Raw genomic sequence first — 18,226 nt, 5'->3', positions numbered from 1 at the left:
ATAGCCCCGTCCAGGGACATCGGGCATTATAATCTTGATCTGACCATGCTGCCTGGCGGCGAATTTCGTCGTGCACCAGATGGATGGCACGCGATCGTACCACTACGAGGCGCGATCCATCGCCTTTACCTGCCAAGGCTTGTTTCCAGAGGCGCACCGCTCGCCATTGAATTGCGGCTCGATGCCAATTTCGACATTAGCTCCCTGGCAGCAAACAGATTTTGGTTGGCGCTTGAAGGCCGTTCTATGGGTCCTCCTCATCTCGACCTGCCTGGCCGGCGGCGCCAGCGATTTATTCTAGCCGTACGAGCCCTCGACGGATGGCTGGAGGGAAATAGCTATCGAGAGATTGCCGAAGGCCTATTCGGTAGGCAGCGAATCCACGGCCGCTCCTGGAAAAGCCACGATCTTCGCAGCCGGACGATCCGCCTGGTTCGAGACGGCATCGCCCTGATGCGTGGCGGTTACCGCGCATTGCTGCGTCCGCGACCTCGGAAGAAATAGGCGTTCTCCTGCGGGGTATCGAAAATAGACCCCTCATCTTCGGCATCCCCCTTCCAGCCCCTTCTCCGTCATTGTCGCCATCAACGCGCCAACAACCTCGCTGGCGCTCCACACGGCAACGGAGCTTGTCAGATGTCCGACGCTAGCCTCGGCATATCGCCACGATACCTGCGGACTGCCGAAGCAGCCCGTTATCTCAGCCTTTCACCCCGCACCCTGGAAAAGCACCGGACTTACGGCACCGGTCCCGCTTACCGAAAAATCGGCGGCCGGGTCGTCTACGCGGTTGCCGACCTGAATGCATGGGCAGACATCGGCACCAGAACCTCGACCAGCGATCCAGGCACCGGCTCCGTACTGCCGGCAAAACGCCACGCTCCCATCCCCTATGCGGGAAAGGAGCGGCGCTGATCCATGAAGAGACAAGCTCACACCCCCGAAAGATACCCAACCAGAGAATTCACCGTGAGCGATCTCACCACGGTCGAGCTCTTGTGGCTCGAGAAGCGCATCGAGAATCGCGTTCGGTTTGGTCGTCCCGTGTCGGAGAAAGTCCTGGACCGCAATCGACGCGTCCTGTCTTTCACTCCCGGCAGCATCTTCGCGTTTGTCCGTTGGACATCCAGCGACTTTGGGACCGTTCTATCCCGCATCGATATCTTGCGCGCGGCGATACCGGGGCAACGCTATTCGACGGTACCCTGGATCACGCCGGGCGGTGAGAGCCTGTTGCGACTATCAGGCTGGCTGAAGGTCGAACGGGTTCTGCAATTGATCGATGCCGTCGAGGCGCTCGACATCGATCCTGCCGACGCGGCACCCGACTACTGGCACCACGTTCATAACCGATTGTCGGTCAACGAAACACCGCGACCATACACCCGATCCAGTCACCACGCCTGGCTCCATCGGCGGAGAGTGATGTCATGAATGCTCGGTGCGCGACCATTTTCACGACATTTGCAACGGCCGTTCTTCTCCTTTCGACGGTCAGAGGAGCAACGCCGCACTACATATGGAACGCATCAAATAGCGTTCCGATCGGCCTTTACCGGCTTCGGCCCGTGACAAAGTTGACCGTGACTGAACTTGTTGCCGTTCAGCCACCCGATCTTCTCGCCGCATTCCTCGATCTCAATGGGTACCTGCCACTCGGCGTTCCTATGCTCAAGCGCGTGTTGGCGCTTTCTGGACAAACGGTCTGCAGACACGGCGTAGCAATCGTTGTCGACGGTATCGATATGGGCCATGCACGTGAACGCGACGGGCGAGGCCGTCCGCTTCCGGCCTGGCACGGATGCCGCGTCATTGCTGATGGTGACGTCTTTATCATGAACTGGCAGTCACCGGACTCACTCGACGGTCGTTACTTTGGACCACTGCCAGCATCCGCAGTCATCGGGAAAGCGGTTGCGATCTGGACCGACGAGGAATGATCATGCGCTCCACTCGCTGCCTATCATCCGATCGTTGCTCCTATCTTTGGTCGTTGATCTTTCCCTCCCGGCCGGAGCTCACAACCGTAACCCTCTCACGCCGCACGCAACGGCACAGCTATGCCGACGCACCTGACCGTGCATCCAAGCGCTTAGGTTCGCTTTCGCCGATCGCACGCATTTTGGCTTCAGTCTTGCTGTTCTTGTTCCCAACTGCGGCCTTTTTCCGCTTCGCGTCACCAGCGTCAGCGCAGAATCTATCACGAGCAAAGTCAGCCGATCGGCTTGCGAAAATCATCGAGGAAGCCTCCGATCGTTTTGCCGTGCCGGCGCGTTGGATCCGTGCCGTCATCCAAATTGAAAGCGGAGGCGACAGGCATGCAATCTCGCCTCGCGGTGCAATGGGCCTGATGCAACTCATGCCTGGCACCCGGGTTGAACTCGGCGTTCGCTACGGCCTCGGCCTCGACCCCTTTGATCCGCGCGACAACGTATTTGCGGGCACTGCGTATCTCAGGGAGGTGCATGACCGCTTCGGATCGGCAGGCTTCCTTGCGGCCTACCACGCGGGTCCGTCGCGATATGAACATCGCCTCGCAACAGGGCAACCGCTTCCACCGGACATTGTGGCCTATGTCGCTGCAGTCGCACCATTGCTCGGCGACGAACACGGAGAGCGCGCCGGATTTGGCGGCAGGCGTGCCGTTCCTTGGCGGCAGTCTCCGTTGTTTATCGGTCGCGTCGACGCACGCGACTGACTATCGGTGTGCATCCGTCAAGCTGCAACATCGCAATTCATTGCTCAGTTCACGGCGGTTTTCCCACGCCACAACGGTCCCAGCCGAGCTATCTCTCCATCCATTAAACAAGGATCAACCGCAATGACTGCATTTGCATTTTCTCGCGAGTGGCTGCGAATCCTTGGGAAGTTCAGGCTTGGAGGATGGGCGCTGGGAACGAGCGACCGAGGAGGGCAGGATAAAAGCCGCAAGGTGCGGCCGGTCGGTCGGTTGGGAAATGTCAGCAATCTCAACCATGTTTTGAACATTGCGAAGAACTTGCACAACTTGCCAATTTTGCCAGGGCGCTGTTCTTACTCAACTTTCAACACCTTATGGCGGGTACGATGAGCCGCAACGACGATTTCCGCATTCGTCCAGGCCGCATCCGTTCGACGCGCGCGCCCAAGACAAAATCCTTTCTCGCGCAGGCCCTCAGAGCCGCGCAGAAGGCAGGCGGTCTCTCACACGGCGAAGTTAAGAGGAGTGGCTCCTTCGGGCGCGGTCGCGCGGCGAGCCTCGCCGCGGCGCGGCTCTTGAACAACCGCGCCCGCGGCGCCATGGTCAAGGCGCGTGTCGTGCGCCGGATGCGGTCGCCCGGCGCGCTGCGGGCCCATATCGGTTATCTCAAACGGGACGGTGTCACCCGCGATGGATCGCCGGGTAAACTCTTCGATGCTGCCGGGGATGATGCAGACGGCCGTGCTTTCGCCGAACGCTGCGAGGGCGATCGGCATCATTTCCGATTCATCGTGTCGCCGGATGATGCCGCCGAACTGGAAAGCCTGCGGAGCTTTACCCGTGATCTGATGGATCAGGCCTCGCGCGATCTCGGCACGCGGCTCGACTGGGTCGCCGTCGACCACTGGAACACCGAGCATCCCCATATCCATATTCTCGTGCGCGGCCGCGCTGACGACGGTTCCGATCTCGTCATCAGCCGCGACTACATCGGATCCGGCTTGCGGGCACGCGCGGGTGACCTCGTCACGCGTGAACTCGGCCCGCGATCAGAGCTAGAGATACGGCGCGGTCTTGAGGCGGAGGTCACCAGCGAACGCTGGACTCGGCTCGATCGGGTGCTGGCCCGGGAAGCGGGAAGGGCGGAAGGGGTGGTCGATCTTCGCCCCGAACGTGACGCCGGGCGCGATCCGCTGCGGGATATCCGGATCGGCCGGATGCGGACCCTTGAGCGGCTCGGGCTTGCTGAACCAGCCGGCCCGGCGCGCTGGGTTCTGGCCGCTGACGCGGAACAGCGCTTGCGGGCGCTAGGGGAGCGCGGCGATATCATCAAGCGGCTGCACAAGAGCCTGGCCAGGGATGGCGCTTCTCGCGCACCGTCGTCCTGGGCTCTCGAGGGCGAAGGCCACGGCGAACCCGTAATCGGCCGTCTCATCGCCCGCGGGCTGGATGACGAGCTGAGGGGAACAGCGTTTGCCGTGGTGGACGGGATCGACGGGCGTGTGCATCACCTCAAGCTTCCCGAGATCGCTACGGCCGGCGACGGTCCGATCGGCGGCATTGTGGAGTTGCGTCGCTTTGAGGATGCGAGCGGCCGGCAGCGGATCGCGCTTGCCGTCCGTTCCGACCTCAATCTCGAGCAGCAAGTAGCAGCCGAAGGGGCGACCTGGCTCGATCGGCGCCTGGTTGCCCGCGAACCTGCCGATTTCTCACGCGCCGGTTTCGGTGCCGAAGTCCGCGCCGCGCTCGATCGACGGATCGGCGCATTGGCGGAACGGGGCCTCGTCCGTCGAGATGGAGACAATGTCACGCTCGGCCGCAAGCTGATCGATACCCTGCGCAACCGCGAGATCGATGCGGTGGGCCGGCGCTTGGCGGAGGAAACGGGGCTGGTGCATATGCCCGCCGAGGCAGGCGAGTCAGTTTCGGGAGTTTATCGCCGAAGGCTGTCGTTGGCCTCAGGCCGCTTCGCGATGATCGACAATGGCCTGGGCTTCCAGCTTGTACCCTGGACACCGTCGCTTGAGCGCGAACTTGGCAGGCAAGTAAGCGGCATCGCCGGCCCCGGCGGCGTCGATTGGAGCTTTGGACGCAAGCGCGACCTCTCCATTTGACCCGCCGATCTCTGCGCTGCGATGCGAGAGACCGCGATAGCTTGGATGTGGTCGTTGCGCGCGCCTGCGGAGGGAGCGCATCTGCGCTCATGTCCGCGACCAAGATTCTCTGGGGGCAGCTGTTCTTTGTCTCGATCGTCGTGCTCGCCTTTGTTTGGGGGGCGACCGAGTGGACGGCCTGGCGTCTCGCCTTCCAGTCGCAGCTCGGGCCTGCTTGGTTCATGGTTGGGCGCTGGCCGATCTATCAGCCGCTTTCTTTCTTCATCTGGTGGTTTCAGTTCGACGCCTACGCGCCGAAGATATTTGTCGAGGGCGCCTGCATCGCCGCGAGCGGCGGATTCGCCGCCATCGGTATCGCCATCATGCTGTCGGTCTGGCGGGCGAAGGAAGCTCAGCAGGTGACCACATACGGCTCGGCGCGCTGGGCTGATGCACGTGAGGTCAGGCGGGCGGGACTTCTTGGGCTCGACGGCGTCGTGCTTGGCCGTTTTGATGGCCGATATCTTCGGCACGACGGCCCTGAACACGTCCTTTGTTTTGCCCCGACCCGCTCGGGCAAGGGTGTAGGCCTGGTCATTCCGACCCTGCTGACCTGGCCGAGTTCCACAATCGTCCACGACATCAAGGGTGAGAATTTCCAGTTGACGTCCGGTTGGCGCGCACGCTTTGGAACCGTGCTCCTGTTCGACCCGACCGATCAGGCAAGCGCGGCCTATAACCCGCTCCTTGAGATCCGCAAGGGAGATTGCGAGGTAAGGGACGCCCAAAATATCGCTGACATCCTCGTCGATCCCGAAGGCGCGCTTGAGCGCCGGAATCATTGGGAGAAGACCAGCCATTCCTTGCTGGTTGGCGCGATTCTACATGTCCTCTATGCCGAAGCCGACGAGACGCTCGCCGGCGTCGCCAATTTCCTGTCTGATCCGTCACGCCCGATCGAGGTGACGCTGAATGCGATGTTGGCGACGCCGCATCTCGGCGAGCGCGTTCATCCCGTGGTCGCTTCGGCCGCGCGCGAGCTCCTCAACAAGAGCGAAAACGAACGCTCAGGTGTTTTGTCGACCACAATGAGCTTCCTGGGGCTCTATCGCGATCCCGTCGTCGCCAAGGTCACGGGACGGAGCGACTGGCGCATCCGAGATCTCGTTGACGGGCCCCAGCCCATCTCGCTCTACCTGGTCATACCGCCATCCGACATCGCGCGCACAAAACCCCTGATGCGGCTGGTGCTCAATCAGATCGGACGGCGGTTGACCGAGAGCCTGGACATCGATCGACGACGGCAGAAGCTGCTTCTGATGCTCGACGAGTTTGCAGCACTCGGGCGGCTCGACTTCTTTGAGAGCCAGCTTGCCTTCATGGCAGGTTATGGCATTCGCAGTTTTCTGATCACCCAGAGCCTGAACCAGCTCGAACGCGCCTACGGACCGAACCACGCTATCCTCGACAACTGCCACATCCGGGTCGCGTTTTCGACCAACGACGAGCGCACCGCCAAGCGCGTATCCGACGCACTCGGGACCGCAACCGAGATGCGCGCGATGAAGAACTATGCCGGGCATCGCTTAAGCCCGTGGCTAGGCCACCTGATGGTGAGCCGCCAGGAAACATCTCGACCGCTGCTCACGCCGGGGGAAGTCATGCAGCTCTCGCCTAACGAGGCGATCGTGATGGTCTCGGGTGTGCATCCGGTGCGCGCCAGCAAGGTGCGATACTATGAGGATGCGCAGCTAACGTGCCGGGTCTTGAAGCCATCCCCTGCCAGTCCGGTAACTATGGCCGCGCAGACGGACGATTGGTCATTCCTCACGCAAATTGCACCCTCTGTCGAACTCCTCGCAAAAGTGAAGCGCAGGTCCCGTGATCCCAACGGGGGCATTCGCCGCGAGCCAAAGTTGCCGCAACACGAGGATGTTGTCATCAGGGCACCGCTGGTCGAGAACGAATTCGATACCGCTCCAGATGATAGCGATGCTGAGGCCGTGCAGGCGCGGGTCTTGGACCGCTCGATGCAGGGCGTCGCGCGTTCCGTCAGCCTCGATCCAGACGATCCAATGGACCTCTGACCAGGTCGACGTGAAAAAATCCCAGCTCAGCATCTACCTCGATCCAGAGACGTTCGCGAGCCTAGAGGCTTTCGCAAAGCGTCACAGCAAGCCCAAGTCGCTAGTCGCCGAGGCTGCCATCGCCTCCTTCCTTTCGCCCGACGACTCCGACCGGAGGGAGGCTGCCATCGCCAAGCGGTTGGACCGGATCGTGCGTGTGCTCGAGCGGCTCGAACGAAACGATACCGTCACGCTGGAGACGATCGCGCTATTCATCCGCTTCTGGCTGACATCCACACCGGCGCTGCCGGAGCAATCGAGCCCTGCAGCACGGGCCAAGGGCGCTGAACGCTACGATCGCTTCGTCGAAGCGCTCGGACGGCGGCTATCCAGTGGGTCGACCATGCTGAAGGAGGTGAGTATCGAATCTTATGACGCGGAGGACGCCGTCCGCGGCAAAGACGACGCCGGCGCGAGCTAATCAAGCCGCCAATTTCTTCTTTCGCTACGCCAGGGTACGATCACCATCATCAACGGTTGCAAGCGTCCACGATGCTGCCCTTCTGTTATCTCCGACAGAGTCAATCACTCCTTGGCAAATCCCATCGCACCGCAATCGTTGCGGCCATGACCGGTGTGCTGAGAGTACGGAGAAGAGCGAAAATGCAGCTCCACGGCGAACTCGATCTGGAAGCCAGCCAGGCCGCGGTGGCCAAATCGTCGCCTCACAAGCGGAATTCCTTGGTAACCCGCAAAGTAACCATCCGGATCACCGAGAAAATTCACGAGCAACTCGAAGCCGCGACTGAACGTCCGGGCGTGGGAAAGAGCATGGTCGTGGAGGCTGCCCTTGCACAATTTCTGAATCCGCGTCCTTCAGAAAATTCGGTGCGGCAGAGCTTTGACGAAATACATGCCCGATTCGATGCTCTAGAGCGCAATTTGCGGACGATCGCTGAGACGGTCGCGCTGCATGCGCGATATCACCTCGCGGTGATGCCGCCTTTGCCGCAACACCAACTGCGAGAAGCCTGCCAGCTCGGCGACGAGCGCTTCAAGGTTTTGGCCGAGCAGGTCGATCAGCGGGTTCGGCAGGGTCGTCCGCTTATACAGGAGACAATTGATCGCCTCGATGCAACACGCGTCAACGGCTCGAAATCGACAATCGATGAGGATGAGCCCGTCGAGCCTGAGCCGACATACCGCCTAAACGGCGCCGGTTCGCGAGGCGATGAAGACATCAAGCACGGATCGTCCGCTGCCGCCCAGGAGGGCGGCAGCAATTCCAACTTTCGGCACTTGCCAAACTCCTTCTGCTGGCCGGCATGATCAAACTGGAAGCGAAGAGTCGGAGGCACTACAAGCGGCGCCAAACTCCGAACCGGATGCGGATGAATACCAAGACTTCGGAGAGCACCCGCGCCAGAAGTGGCGCCTGATCCTGGCCGTCTTCCTTCCGTTTGCCGCCGGCTATTACCTTTCGTTTTTGTTTCGGACCATCAATGCGACGGTCGCCGGCTCCTTGACGGCGGAATTTGGCCTTAGCGCTGGCGATCTTGGTCTGCTGACGTCTGTTTACTACCTGACTTTCGCGGCCGCCCAGATTCCGATTGGCATCTTGTTGGACCGATATGGTCCGGGGCAGATCCAAGGTGCCGTGATGGTTGCTGCAGCTCTGGGCGCGGCATTATTTGCTGTCTCGGACAATTTTTGGCTGCTGCTTGGCGGTCGAGCGCTGATCGGTCTAGGTGTCGCTGCATCATTGACGGCTGGCCTGAAGGCGCTCGTGCTCTGGTTCCCCAGGGAACGTGTACCACTGCTCAACGGTCTAATGATTATGTTGGGTGCGTTGGGTGCTCTGACGGCAACCCTGCCTGCGGAACTCGTGCTGCTCTCGATGGGCTGGCGAGGATTGTTTGAACTGCTCGCGATTGCCTCGGCCGGATGCGCTCTTGTCATCTATCTTGTCGTCCCAGGGATGCCGGCAGCTATATCGGGGGCAGGCGGACCTGCTCGTTGCAGTCTTAAGACGGTTTACGCCGACCCACGCTTCTGGCGCCTGGCCCCACTTTCGGCGACGTGCATTGGGACGGCCTGGGCGTTGCAGGGATTGTGGGCGGCGCCATGGCTCAACGATGTCCAGCGTCTCGACCGGTCGGAATTGCTCCGCCATTTGCTTATCATGGCGATTGCATTGAGTTTGGGTGCGCTCTTGTGGGGCGTCGCGGTCGATCGGTTGCGCCGACATGGGGTCGGACCGCGGGCGCTGTTGGGCCTTGTCGCCACGATTTTTATATCGGCTCAGTTGGCATTGATCCTTCGGCTGCCGCTCCCGTCGTATGTCCCGTGGATCGTGGTGGCGGCGGTCGGTGCTGGAACTGTCCTCAGTTACGCGATCCTGGCCGAGTTCTTCCCCACGGAATTGGCGGGTAGGGCCAATGCGGCTCTGAATCTCTTCCACATCGGTGGCGCGTTTGTCGCGCAATACATGACGGGTTTAGTAGTTCAGCTCTGGGCTCCCACAGATGGGCACTATCCTGAAATCGCTTACCAGACCGCGTTTGCTTTGAACGTCGGCCTGCAGATCGCGGCTGGGGTCTGGTTTGCCTTGGGTCCTGACGCGCTTGCGAAGGCTCGGCAGCCATATCCGGGGTGCAGCATGTTGCAAAAAACTCAAGCTCGCTTTCGTGCAACGGGAAGCCGACGGAAGGCTGCGCCGGCACGTCTGTCGAAAGGGCCTGCTCTGACTTAGGGGCTATCGCGCTACCTAAGATGCGTACTCATAAAAATGGGCTTGATCGGTGCGGTTGATGGATGTCCGTATGCCTCCATAACGACCAAATTCCGCATCGCACCGAAATGAGGCGATGTGCCTATAGGCGAACTGGGAAGCCCGCCAATTGCGGAGGGCTTGTCGATGCAAAGTGTTTGGCTGATTTCATTCTATAGTGATGGGGAAGGGGTTGCCCCGATAACCACCCTCTTGGCTGATGACTCCTACTAGCTGCGAGAGCGCAAGTAGGAGCATGTGCAAATGACCCCTCAACTCATTCTTGCTGTAGCGATCGGCGGCGCGCTCGGGTCGGTCGCGCGATATTTGGTCAGCATCGGATGGGGAAAACTGTTCGGAACGGACTTTCCTTGGGGCACGCTCATAATCAACGTGACCGGCTCATTTTTGATTGGTGCTCGTTGGCCCGTTCGCAGCCAAATGGGAGTTGTCGCAGGCAACGCGGGTATCCCTGACAGTCGGCATTGTGGCGGCTACACGATGTTTTCCACATTCTCTCTGGACGCCTACTACCTGACTGAACGAGGACAGACGTTGGCATCATTCGCTTACATGGTTGCGTCGGTCGCGCTGTCTGTTGGTGCGCCGATCGCCGCGCTGCGGGTCGTTCGGGCACTGTCCTGAACTTGGCTGGCGTCTCTGGCCGCTTTGCCAGGACCCGCTGCCGGACGAGTAATGGGAATAACGCGGGCGAGGCGCCCGAAGTCTCAGCGCGGCCCATAATGCGCCACGCCGAGGCCGTTTCTTTTTTGCGCTTCCGCGTGATTAGCGTATCGCGCAAAGCTTCATTTTGGTCGGCGTCGTTCAGCATCAAAATCATACGATTGATTTTGGTCCTAACACCGTCGGGGAAACGAATTTATCCTGGGCCCATCTGCCCAGCGTAGGTCGGTTGGGCGAAGTCCGCCAATGCGAGCCGACCAACCGGAATATAAAGGACAACATATGTTCCCAGGATGGCGGTCCAGCGCTCGGTGGCGGTAAGCTGCCCATTGTCGTAGCGGCGCTCGATCCGGGGCGCCAGCAATCGTCTTTCATAGCTCTTCGAGCCTTCCTTGATCATCGTCTCACGGGTGCACCCCCCTCCGGTCAAATCTGCCACCGGATGCATACACGCAGTGTTGCGAACGGATACAGCGATCTCCGGCCAGAATGGCATGTTGATGCGCGATCTGTGGAAGGTGTTTGGCCGATCAGTCGCCGCAAGGTTCAGATGCAGGTTCCGGGCTGTGTCTTGATATAGCTCAAACGAGGCTTGCGGCCCGCGCGCCTGTACTGCAGCACAGCATAGACATGCCGACCGGCATCGATACTGCGGAACCATGCGCGGGAGAAGATCGCCGGGGCCCACCATTTGCCGCTATCCAGGTTGGACGAGGCCGACCTCGCGCTGCACGAAGGGAAGCCCGTCATCGGGCTGCCCGAATGAGCTCGCGCACGGCTCTGCCGGTGTGACGTGATGGCCGCTTTTGAGACGTGCCGACGGTCACTGAGAAAGTCCGCTAATCGGGGCAGACCGGAAGTGAGCGACGCACGGTCAGAACGGCGCGAATGACCCGGACATGCGCTGATCACATTCAAGCAAGTCAGGAATTGAGTGCGCCATAAACCATGCCCAAGGTTACGCTGTAGGTTAGGAGCATTGCCAGCGAGAACAGTGCGGGTGAAATGCCAAGTCCGGCCTGGAGTGCGAAGAACCCAAGGCCGATCATAGGGAAGAACACCATTCCCATAATCGCCCATCCGAGCACACCGTATGTCATTCCTTTGATCGCACCAGAACTGCCTGGCAGCCATCGATAAAGATGTCCAAAGACCAAACCGACGATGGTCGAGCCATTCAGGAACGAAAGTAACCAAGGGACGACCGGATGGATTGCAGTGCCGGTTACATGGCTCAGCGTCGTCTGGAGACTATCGTAGGGCTGGAATGACGGAAGCAGTCCAGCCCGAGACTTGAAGTACATCAGCAGCGAATGCGCAATGCTTCCGCACAACCCTGCAACAACTGCCTTCCAAATCCTATCTCCTGAAGGCATAGTATCGGTCGCTCATTCTCAGGAGTGGCTTTCCAAATAGCCGCGCGGTCGCAGCCACTCGTCGCGATCATGGACGCAATTCGACTGAGGGCGTCAGGCCGGCCTCGTCGGCTACCGCACCCTGTGCATGGCGGTCCCTGACGACGATGATCGGAACAGCAATGAGACCACTAACCAAAAGCGGCCAATCCTGCCGGACGTCGAGAAGGATAGCAGCGCTACCGCCGATGAGTGACCAGATGAAGGGGATCACTAGAAGCCAGTAAGAGAAGCGGCGGGTCGTCATAAGTAACAGGCCGAAGGTGAAAATCGTGACGGGGCACGGCGCTACGCCGAACATCGGTAAGGCCGGCCAAGAATGCCCCGTTGCGATTCCGATCAGCGGATAGACGAGAGACGCGTAGAGAATAAACCCTGCGCCGACTACTGCCCGAAAGCCGCAATTGATCGCGAAGCGAAGACCATCGCGGACGACGCCGGTGTAGAGTAGTACCACGCCCTCTACCACGAACAAGACGCCAAAGGCGAAAGCGGCCTTATTGACCGACGAGAAGAAGACGCCGTGATAGAGAACGCCGGTGCATAGCCACATCAATCCGAGGACGGCTGAGACGACGCGGTCAGAGGCACGACCCGGCCGAAGAAGGGTGGCCATGGCGATGGCTCCAAGCATGTAAGCCACAATCTGCGTGGGCCAGATCGCCTTATTGTAGGTCGCGAAGACGTTGAGGAACTGCTCAAGCGTGAAGGGAAGCATAGTGCGATCCTCGCCGATAGCTTGCCTTAAGCGTAGAGGACTGCGCTGCGGCGGTGCTTGATGAGGATCAACGTCGCCCCTCAAAGTCCGCTCGTGGACCCAAAGCAGACTTAACGCCGCCTCGGCGATGTCCGCTGCTGTGGGAAAAGTGGACCAGGGCAGGGTTCTAATCGACTTCCGCTTTTGGACCCGAAGCGACGTTGGGCCCCGGGTTGATTTGTCGGACGTCATGTTTGACATCGCTCAAAGCCGCACGGTTCAGCGGCACTACAATGTTCAGCGCGTTCTGCGACGTTCGCGATTGTGGAGACGAGCCATGGACGAGGAAATCAGAGGAAAAATTCTGACTTTGTTGGACCAACACCGCATCATGACGGTTGCGACGCTGCGGCCGGACGGCTGGCCCCAGGCAACTACCGTCGGCTACGTGAACGAAGGTCTGACGCTCTATTTTCTCTGCGGCCTGGACAGTCAGAAGGCAAGAAACCTCGCGCGAGATAATCGGATTTCGCTGACGATCGATCACGACACCGCGAATCTAATGACGATTACCGGTCTGTCGATGGCAGCCCGCGCGCATGCGGTGGATGATCGGGCCGAAGCGGAGAAAGTCTTGGGCATGCTGCCGCTGAAGTACCCCGACGCGCCTCCTTTGCCCATGAAAATGCCGAGCCCGGACGAAATCCGCCTGTTCCGCGTAACGCCGACTGTCATTTCAGTCCTCGATTACTCCAAGGGTTTCGGACACACAGATCTCGTCACTTGCTGATCGCGTCATCTCGGTGGCCTACTATGTTTGCAATCCATAGCAAGCCCTCGCTAGGTAAGGCCGCGACCCGATGAATAGAAGGCAAATCCTAATTGGTTGCGGTGCTCTGGCGGCCGCTGGAGCGGGTGCGACCTACTCGGAGGTACGTAAGCTGGGCTCGATGCTGGATTACAACGCCTCCGTCGCGACGATGCGCGCAGCCCTTTCAGAGCGCCCCGAGATGCGGGATCTCATCCGCTACGCGACACTGGCAGCCAGTGGACATAATACCCAGCCATGGCGGTTCAAAATAGCCAAAGACAGAGTCGACATCCTACCCGACTTCTCGAGGCGGACCCCCGCGGTGGATCCAGATGATCACCATCTTTTTGTAAGCCTCGGCTGTGCAGCCGAGAATTTAGCCATTCCTCTGGCGCGCATGGCCGCCCGGGCGAGCTCCGCTTCGACCCGGCCGACGACGGCTCCATCGTGTTTGCGCTCGGGGCTGGGCCTACCGCGGGCTCTAATCTGTTAGATGCGATCCCGCGCCGCCAATCAACGCGCACCGAATATGACGGCAGGTCGGTCGACGCCGCTGACCTCCAAGCTCTGGCAACTGCGGCTGCAATTCCCGGCGTCGATTTGGTTCTGATCACTGATCGGCCTCAAATAGACCGAGTGCGCGATCTGGTCGTGGCCGGAAACAGCGCCCAAATGGCGGACGCTGCATTCGTGCGAGAGCTCAAGAATTGGCTAAGATTCAGTCCACGCCAAGCAATTGAGTTCGGTGACGGTCTGTTTAGTGGGACGAGCGGCAATCCCGTCCTTCCGACCTGGCTCGGTCCGCTCCTGTTTGATTCGGTATTTCGCGCTAACGCGGAGAACGATAAGTATGATGGCCACCTTCGTTCTTCTGCCGGCGTCGCTGTCTTCGTTTCGCAGAGGGACGACCGGGATCACTGGGTCCGGGCGGGACGCGCGTGCCAGCGTTTCGCATTGCAAGCGACCGTTCTAGGCCTCAAGCTTGCCTTCGTTAATCAGCCGGTCGAAGTTGCAAGCCTGCGGCCGGAGCTGGCGGCGCTGGTTGGCCTTCCAGGGGGCGTCCCGACATCGTCATGCGCTTCGGCTACGGTCCCAAGCTACCATTCTCGGCGCGAAGGCCAGTGCAAGCGGTCCTGGCTTGAGCGGCCAGCGGCGACATCGGAACAGTTTGGACACTATCATGCATCAGTTGATCGACAACGAGCCAGCGCAATGGTCCTCGGCATTCAAGGCCGGCGTTGCGTATTTCGTGGTCGGCTTCGGGTTCGGCTTCCTGTTGGGCACTTTTCGGATGTTCGTCATAGTGCCCGCGGTCGGCGAGATATCCGCTGTTATGCGCGAGATGCCGATCATTCTGGCGATCTCGTGGTTTTCATCGCGGTGCTCCATCATCTGAAGCGCTTCGCGCCGGATCAGAGGAATACGATTTTGTTCTCAGGCTATCAGGCCGAAGGCACGCGGGGGGCGGCGATGACGTCAGGTGCAAGAACAATTCGGATCCACGGTGAGGATGTCCCGGTTGCCGCCGAGGTTCGCAACATCGACGCCCTGTCGGCACACGCCGATGCCGACGAAATAATCGAGTGGCTCAAAAGCGCCAGGATGGCGCCGAGAACGTTCATTACTCATGGCGAGCTGCGAGCCGCGCAGGCGCTGCAGGGCCGCATCGCGAAAGAATTGGGATGGGCCAGCCTCGTGCCTGAACGAGGTCAAGAAGCAGCGCTGAGCTGAACCGGGCCCGAAGGAGGGCAGTGATCCGACGTTCTTAGTCCGTAGGATCACTGCATTACGCTCATTTCTCCTTCTTCGGCCCTATATGGTGCGGCAGATCCGTTTTGGGGCCGCCGCTATAATGATGGCTGCCGCCGGACTTGCTCTTCGAGCCCGTGCTCTCTTTCTTGCCCATGTGGTGCGGCTCGGTCTTCGGTCCACCTGAGTAGTGGTGGCCACCACTCTTATCGCCTCCAGAAGGAGCGGTCTGCGCCATGGCCGGGAGCGCAACGAAGGACATAATGGTGGCGGTTACAAACAACTTGCGGGCGTTCATTCTCATTTCTCCTGTTTGACCCAGGTGGTCTCGAAAGCAATCAAACCAGATGCCCGATCTGGGAAAACGATCAATCCAGAATCGGAGACGTAGCGCTTGAGCTGGATCAACGATCATCCGGCGCCAGTCCGAGTCGATGCACAAGACTTCATCAGAGATATAGACGCGTCAGGTAGCGTTTTCTTACAGCGACCAAGTTGCGCATGTGCCACAAAAGCTTTATCGCGACTTCGGGCTGGTTTGGCCAATTCCAGAAAGACCGGCGCTGAACGACCAGCAACATGGTGACGATCAACACATCGATTCATTACGTCGTCTCATGCAAAAAGATTCGCTTGGCTGAGGACCGTGCATTTGACATTGGTCGACCTGTCGCCGGGTGCGTCACCCCCGCCTGCTTGCACGGCTATCGGAACTGTCCCGCGGGATAAGGTCCTTCGTCGTCTCCGTCGGCGAATGGCGCTGTCGGGAATGAGGGGAGCAACGTTGGCTGACGAAACGCCGAGCCGCGCGTCCAGTTGGACGCTGCAGATTGTACGGAAGCGGCTCTGGGAAACGATCACCATCAGGTCCGTTCTGCCGCAGCCGGAGCGCGATCTCCGTCTGGATCTGTTTCGTGGTCTTGCGAACTGGCTCATTTTCTTGGGGCATATTCCTGACTCCGTCCTCGTCTGGTTCACGACGCGAAACTACGGCTTCAGCGATGGAGCAGATCTGTTCGTATTGATTTCCGGGTACACGGCGACGTTTGTGTTCGGAAAGATGATGATGGACCGCGGTTTTGTGATTGGGGCGACCAGGTTGTTGCGTCGGGTGTGGCAGCTCTATGCCGCGCATCTGCTGCTCTTCTTGTTCTATCTCACCGCGGTGCACTATCTCTCGCACAGGTTCGACGATCCTCATTTCATGGATGAGTTCAACGTCGCGCACCTCATGAACTCCCCTGTCGAGACGCTTTCGCAAGGCTTGTTGCTCAAGTTCAAGCCGCTCAATCTCGATGTCCTGCCGCTCTACATTGTATTGATGGCGGCTTTTCCGATCGTGCTTTGGTTTATGTTGCGGTGGCGAAATGCCGTGCTGATTGGATCGATCGGGCTGTATCTGGCCGCTCGTCACTATGGCTGGAATTTTCCGTCCTATCCCGCGGGAGTCTGGTACTTCAACCCGTTTGCCTGGCAGGCGCTGTTCGTGTTGGGGGCGTGGCTTGCGCTCGGCGGGGCCGAGGCCAGCCGATGGCTGCTCCGCTTTCGGATCCTCTATTTCCTGAGTGTGAGTTTCCTGCTGTTTGCCCTGGTGCTTACCCTCGCAGAGCGGATTCCGGATTTGCGGCAGTTCATTCCGTTAGCCATTGACGAGGTATTCATTCCCAATGACAAGACGAATCTCGCGCCCTACCGCGTGATCCATTTGGCGAGCTTGGTCTTCATCGTTGTCTCGTTCATTCCGATGGACTGGCCGGGGTTGCAGTGGCCAATTCTCAAGCCGCTCATCAGGTGCGGTCAACAGTCGCTACCGGTCTTTTGTGTAGGCCTGTTCCTTTCATTCGTGGCCCATTTTGTGCTGTCGTTCGGTTCAGAGGGGGTTCTGGCCCAGCTCCTGGTGGGTGCCGCAGGCCTATGGATGATGACGATCATTGCCTACTATCGGACGTGGTCGAAGCAGGTCGACAAGAGTCTGTTTTCCAGCCGGAAATCGGCGACCGTACAGGTCGGTGGCGATCCGTGAGCCGTTCTTATGCGGTAGTGCTACTTTGAACTTCCGGACGCATGGGCGAGGCGGGAATGATAACCTCCGAAAAGATTTTCACCGAACAAACGCAAGGTGCCATTCTGCACGGGCTTCACTGGACCGCGTCGGCTATCGAACTGCTCGGAGTCGTTGTGATCGTCTGCGGCGTCATCGCTGCAACGATCTGGTCCTTGGGCGAAATGCGGCAAGGGTCATTTGACGACGCGTTTCGTTCCTATCGTGCCAACCTCGGCCGCGGAATCCTGCTTGGCCTGGAGTTTTTGATTGCCGCGGATATCATCGGAATGGTCGCAATAGTGCCGTCGTTTGATCGCCTCGGCATTCTCGCCCTGATTATCGTGATCCGGACGTTCTTGAGCTTCTCCCTTCAAATCGAGATCGAAGGTCGTTTGCCTTGGCAGCGGTACAAATCGGCTGCGGGGAAGGCGGGTCACGTCGTCCTCTGATTGGAATCCGATTTCGCGGGAGGAGCAAAGCCGTACAAGATCCCGAACATGTGCTCCAGAGATGCGTCGCGATTGAGCCGGGTCGCTTCGATGGACGAGGTAGCTAGGTTGATCAGTTTCCGTTCGGCGCCAAGGTAGGGATTGTCGTCAGCCAACGGCTGACGGTTGTCGTGGATCGACTTGGCAAGGGCCGGGAGCCCGCGCAGCCACGGCAGAAGCGCTGGCGAGAAGAGATAGCGGCTGGCCCGCATCGGGTGAAACCATTTGGCCAATTCTGCCGTCAATGCATTGGAAGCAGCCTGAACGAAGGGGCTGAAGAGCGTCTTGTAGATCGTCTCGGCCATTTCGGAGAAATCCCTTATACGTTCGAAGGCGGCATCCGGCTTCGGGAAGTTGAGATCTTCGACTTGCCGTGGCTCGAACCGAACCGCAAAAGGCAGATTGGACGGGTCGTCCGAAGTGCCTGCTCCCTCGATCTTCATCTCATATAGGCCGGGTGCCAGCTCTTGGATTTCCGAGAGACTGGCGAGGATGGCTCGGTTGCGCGCAGATGGAAGCTTGCATAGGCCCTGCCGTCATGCCTCAGAGCTTTCGAACGAGGAAGCTAGTAGCGAAGCCGTATGTGCCAGACGAGTGTAATTTTCTAGCGGGTTCTCCGTCTATATTACTTGATGCGCCTCAACTTGTGATCTGCCTCAACTTGCTCAGTTGATTTGCCTCAACTTGAGCTGTTTTTGGTAGGCAAGCAGTGGGCATCTATCAGCGTCA

21 protein-coding genes, 1 pseudogene and 1 riboswitch are annotated in these 18,226 nt (G+C 59.5%); of the genes and pseudogenes, 17 read left to right on the top strand and 5 right to left on the bottom strand.

Annotated features, from left to right (window positions below):
* The first annotated feature begins 45 nt into the window (after positions 1-45).
* The 11 genes from GWE18_RS25345 to GWE18_RS25295 all read left to right on the top strand — a co-directional run bounded on the left by GWE18_RS25345 (position 46) and on the right by GWE18_RS25295 (position 10,254).
* A complete protein-coding gene (locus tag GWE18_RS25345) occupies positions 46-504 on the top strand; it encodes a DUF2285 domain-containing protein (protein ID WP_275188409.1) in 459 nt (152 codons plus the stop codon).
* 132 nt (positions 505-636) lie between these two features.
* Complete coding sequence (locus GWE18_RS25340) at positions 637-915, top strand: helix-turn-helix domain-containing protein (protein ID WP_275188408.1); 279 nt, start codon at positions 637-639, stop codon at positions 913-915.
* A gap of 54 nt (positions 916-969) precedes the next feature.
* Positions 970-1,434: a DUF2840 domain-containing protein gene (locus tag GWE18_RS25335; protein WP_275188407.1), complete on the top strand. Its 465-nt coding sequence runs from the start codon at positions 970-972 to the stop codon at positions 1,432-1,434.
* Positions 1,431-1,940, top strand: a complete 510-nt coding sequence (locus GWE18_RS25330) for a S26 family signal peptidase (RefSeq protein WP_275188406.1) — start codon at positions 1,431-1,433, stop codon at positions 1,938-1,940. Before GWE18_RS25335 ends, GWE18_RS25330 begins: the two co-directional genes overlap by 4 nt.
* Positions 1,937-2,698 (top strand): lytic transglycosylase domain-containing protein, encoded by a 762-nt coding sequence (locus tag GWE18_RS25325; protein WP_275188405.1) that lies wholly within the window; start codon positions 1,937-1,939, stop codon positions 2,696-2,698. Before GWE18_RS25330 ends, GWE18_RS25325 begins: the two co-directional genes overlap by 4 nt.
* Before the next feature lie 368 nt (positions 2,699-3,066).
* Positions 3,067-4,794 (top strand): DUF3363 domain-containing protein, encoded by a 1,728-nt coding sequence (locus GWE18_RS25320; protein WP_275188404.1) that lies wholly within the window; start codon positions 3,067-3,069, stop codon positions 4,792-4,794.
* An 89-nt stretch (positions 4,795-4,883) separates the two neighbouring features.
* Positions 4,884-6,860: a conjugal transfer protein TraG gene (locus GWE18_RS25315; RefSeq protein WP_275188403.1), complete on the top strand. Its 1,977-nt coding sequence runs from the start codon at positions 4,884-4,886 to the stop codon at positions 6,858-6,860.
* 10 nt (positions 6,861-6,870) lie between these two features.
* Positions 6,871-7,320 (top strand): CopG family transcriptional regulator, encoded by a 450-nt coding sequence (locus GWE18_RS25310; RefSeq protein WP_275188402.1) that lies wholly within the window; start codon positions 6,871-6,873, stop codon positions 7,318-7,320.
* A gap of 182 nt (positions 7,321-7,502) precedes the next feature.
* Entirely contained in the window at positions 7,503-8,168 is a 666-nt protein-coding gene (locus GWE18_RS25305) for a hypothetical protein (RefSeq protein ID WP_275188401.1), read from the top strand.
* A complete protein-coding gene (locus GWE18_RS25300; RefSeq protein WP_275188400.1) occupies positions 8,071-9,591 on the top strand; it encodes an MFS transporter in 1,521 nt (506 codons plus the stop codon). The genes GWE18_RS25305 and GWE18_RS25300 overlap by 98 nt, the downstream gene beginning before the upstream one ends.
* 192 nt (positions 9,592-9,783) lie before the next feature.
* A riboswitch (Fluoride riboswitch) is annotated at positions 9,784-9,846 on the top strand.
* 27 nt (positions 9,847-9,873) lie between these two features.
* Positions 9,874-10,254, top strand: a complete 381-nt coding sequence (locus GWE18_RS25295; RefSeq protein ID WP_275188399.1) for a fluoride efflux transporter CrcB — start codon at positions 9,874-9,876, stop codon at positions 10,252-10,254.
* A gap of 235 nt (positions 10,255-10,489) precedes the next feature.
* Here the strand turns inward: GWE18_RS25295 and GWE18_RS25290 are convergent, their stop codons facing one another.
* The 3 genes from GWE18_RS25290 to GWE18_RS25280 form a co-directional block, all read right to left on the bottom strand.
* On the bottom strand, positions 10,490-10,693 hold the full coding sequence (locus GWE18_RS25290; protein WP_275188398.1) for a hypothetical protein: 204 nt from the start codon (positions 10,691-10,693) through the stop codon (positions 10,490-10,492).
* Positions 10,694-11,216: 523 nt separating this feature from the next.
* The gene (locus GWE18_RS25285) at positions 11,217-11,669 is read right to left on the bottom strand and encodes a DUF6789 family protein (protein WP_275188397.1); all 453 of its coding nucleotides are present in this window, start codon (positions 11,667-11,669) and stop codon (positions 11,217-11,219) included.
* A 67-nt stretch (positions 11,670-11,736) separates the two neighbouring features.
* Complete coding sequence (locus GWE18_RS25280) at positions 11,737-12,426, bottom strand: DUF6064 family protein (protein ID WP_275188396.1); 690 nt, start codon at positions 12,424-12,426, stop codon at positions 11,737-11,739.
* Positions 12,427-12,742: 316 nt separating this feature from the next.
* On the opposite strand from GWE18_RS25280, the gene GWE18_RS25275 reads away from it, so the two are divergent.
* From GWE18_RS25275 to GWE18_RS25260, 4 genes and pseudogenes are all read left to right on the top strand, one after another.
* Positions 12,743-13,195, top strand: coding sequence for a pyridoxamine 5'-phosphate oxidase family protein (locus tag GWE18_RS25275; protein WP_275188395.1), 453 nt, complete (start codon positions 12,743-12,745; stop codon positions 13,193-13,195).
* A gap of 468 nt (positions 13,196-13,663) precedes the next feature.
* Positions 13,664-14,212 (top strand): annotated as a pseudogene (locus GWE18_RS25270) (Tat pathway signal protein); the annotation flags it as partial.
* Positions 14,213-14,396: 184 nt separating this feature from the next.
* Positions 14,397-14,612 carry a hypothetical protein gene (locus GWE18_RS25265; RefSeq protein ID WP_275188438.1) on the top strand — a complete coding sequence of 72 codons (216 nt, stop codon included), beginning with the start codon at positions 14,397-14,399 and terminating at the stop codon, positions 14,610-14,612.
* A complete protein-coding gene (locus GWE18_RS25260) occupies positions 14,582-14,947 on the top strand; it encodes an MBL fold metallo-hydrolase RNA specificity domain-containing protein (protein WP_275188436.1) in 366 nt (121 codons plus the stop codon). The genes GWE18_RS25265 and GWE18_RS25260 overlap by 31 nt, the downstream gene beginning before the upstream one ends.
* 61 nt (positions 14,948-15,008) lie before the next feature.
* Here the strand turns inward: GWE18_RS25260 and GWE18_RS25255 are convergent, their stop codons facing one another.
* Positions 15,009-15,263, bottom strand: coding sequence for a hypothetical protein (locus GWE18_RS25255; protein ID WP_275188394.1), 255 nt, complete (start codon positions 15,261-15,263; stop codon positions 15,009-15,011).
* A gap of 456 nt (positions 15,264-15,719) precedes the next feature.
* Here GWE18_RS25255 and GWE18_RS25250 point away from each other — a divergent pair, with 456 nt between their 5' ends.
* The gene (locus GWE18_RS25250) at positions 15,720-16,988 is read left to right on the top strand and encodes an OpgC domain-containing protein (RefSeq protein ID WP_275188393.1); all 1,269 of its coding nucleotides are present in this window, start codon (positions 15,720-15,722) and stop codon (positions 16,986-16,988) included.
* Positions 16,989-17,044: 56 nt separating this feature from the next.
* Entirely contained in the window at positions 17,045-17,458 is a 414-nt protein-coding gene (locus GWE18_RS25245) for a DUF1622 domain-containing protein (RefSeq protein ID WP_275188435.1), read from the top strand.
* Here GWE18_RS25245 and GWE18_RS25240 read toward each other — a convergent pair.
* On the bottom strand, positions 17,443-17,991 hold the full coding sequence (locus GWE18_RS25240; RefSeq protein WP_275188434.1) for a DUF3141 domain-containing protein: 549 nt from the start codon (positions 17,989-17,991) through the stop codon (positions 17,443-17,445). The genes GWE18_RS25245 and GWE18_RS25240 overlap by 16 nt on opposite strands.
* Between the last annotated feature and the right edge of the window lie 235 nt (positions 17,992-18,226).

The organism is Bradyrhizobium sp. CSA112 (assembly GCF_029051645.1).
Taxonomy (GTDB): domain Bacteria; phylum Pseudomonadota; class Alphaproteobacteria; order Rhizobiales; family Xanthobacteraceae; genus Bradyrhizobium.
Note: the sequence above shows the minus strand (reverse complement) of the source record. Positions and strands in the feature narration are given on the sequence as shown.

Bases quoted from the DNA above. Each gene is read 5' to 3' on its own strand.
- GWE18_RS25255 (WP_275188394.1), bottom strand. From the start codon at position 15,263: ATGAACGCCCGCAAGTTGTTTGTAACCGCCACCATTATGTCCTTCGTT.
- GWE18_RS25340 (WP_275188408.1), top strand. From the start codon at position 637: ATGTCCGACGCTAGCCTCGGCATATCGCCACGATACCTGCGGACTGCC.
- GWE18_RS25250 (WP_275188393.1), top strand. From the start codon at position 15,720: ATGGCGCTGTCGGGAATGAGGGGAGCAACGTTGGCTGACGAAACGCCG.
- GWE18_RS25285 (WP_275188397.1), bottom strand. From the start codon at position 11,669: ATGCCTTCAGGAGATAGGATTTGGAAGGCAGTTGTTGCAGGGTTGTGC.
- GWE18_RS25280 (WP_275188396.1), bottom strand. From the start codon at position 12,426: ATGCTTCCCTTCACGCTTGAGCAGTTCCTCAACGTCTTCGCGACCTAC.
- GWE18_RS25275 (WP_275188395.1), top strand. From the start codon at position 12,743: ATGGACGAGGAAATCAGAGGAAAAATTCTGACTTTGTTGGACCAACAC.
- GWE18_RS25290 (WP_275188398.1), bottom strand. From the start codon at position 10,693: ATGATCAAGGAAGGCTCGAAGAGCTATGAAAGACGATTGCTGGCGCCC.
- GWE18_RS25320 (WP_275188404.1), top strand. From the start codon at position 3,067: ATGAGCCGCAACGACGATTTCCGCATTCGTCCAGGCCGCATCCGTTCG.
- GWE18_RS25330 (WP_275188406.1), top strand. From the start codon at position 1,431: ATGAATGCTCGGTGCGCGACCATTTTCACGACATTTGCAACGGCCGTT.
- GWE18_RS25345 (WP_275188409.1), top strand. From the start codon at position 46: ATGCTGCCTGGCGGCGAATTTCGTCGTGCACCAGATGGATGGCACGCG.
- GWE18_RS25295 (WP_275188399.1), top strand. From the start codon at position 9,874: ATGACCCCTCAACTCATTCTTGCTGTAGCGATCGGCGGCGCGCTCGGG.
- GWE18_RS25305 (WP_275188401.1), top strand. From the start codon at position 7,503: ATGCAGCTCCACGGCGAACTCGATCTGGAAGCCAGCCAGGCCGCGGTG.
- GWE18_RS25315 (WP_275188403.1), top strand. From the start codon at position 4,884: ATGTCCGCGACCAAGATTCTCTGGGGGCAGCTGTTCTTTGTCTCGATC.
- GWE18_RS25325 (WP_275188405.1), top strand. From the start codon at position 1,937: ATGATCATGCGCTCCACTCGCTGCCTATCATCCGATCGTTGCTCCTAT.
- GWE18_RS25300 (WP_275188400.1), top strand. From the start codon at position 8,071: ATGAAGACATCAAGCACGGATCGTCCGCTGCCGCCCAGGAGGGCGGCA.
- GWE18_RS25265 (WP_275188438.1), top strand. From the start codon at position 14,397: ATGCATCAGTTGATCGACAACGAGCCAGCGCAATGGTCCTCGGCATTC.
- GWE18_RS25245 (WP_275188435.1), top strand. From the start codon at position 17,045: ATGATAACCTCCGAAAAGATTTTCACCGAACAAACGCAAGGTGCCATT.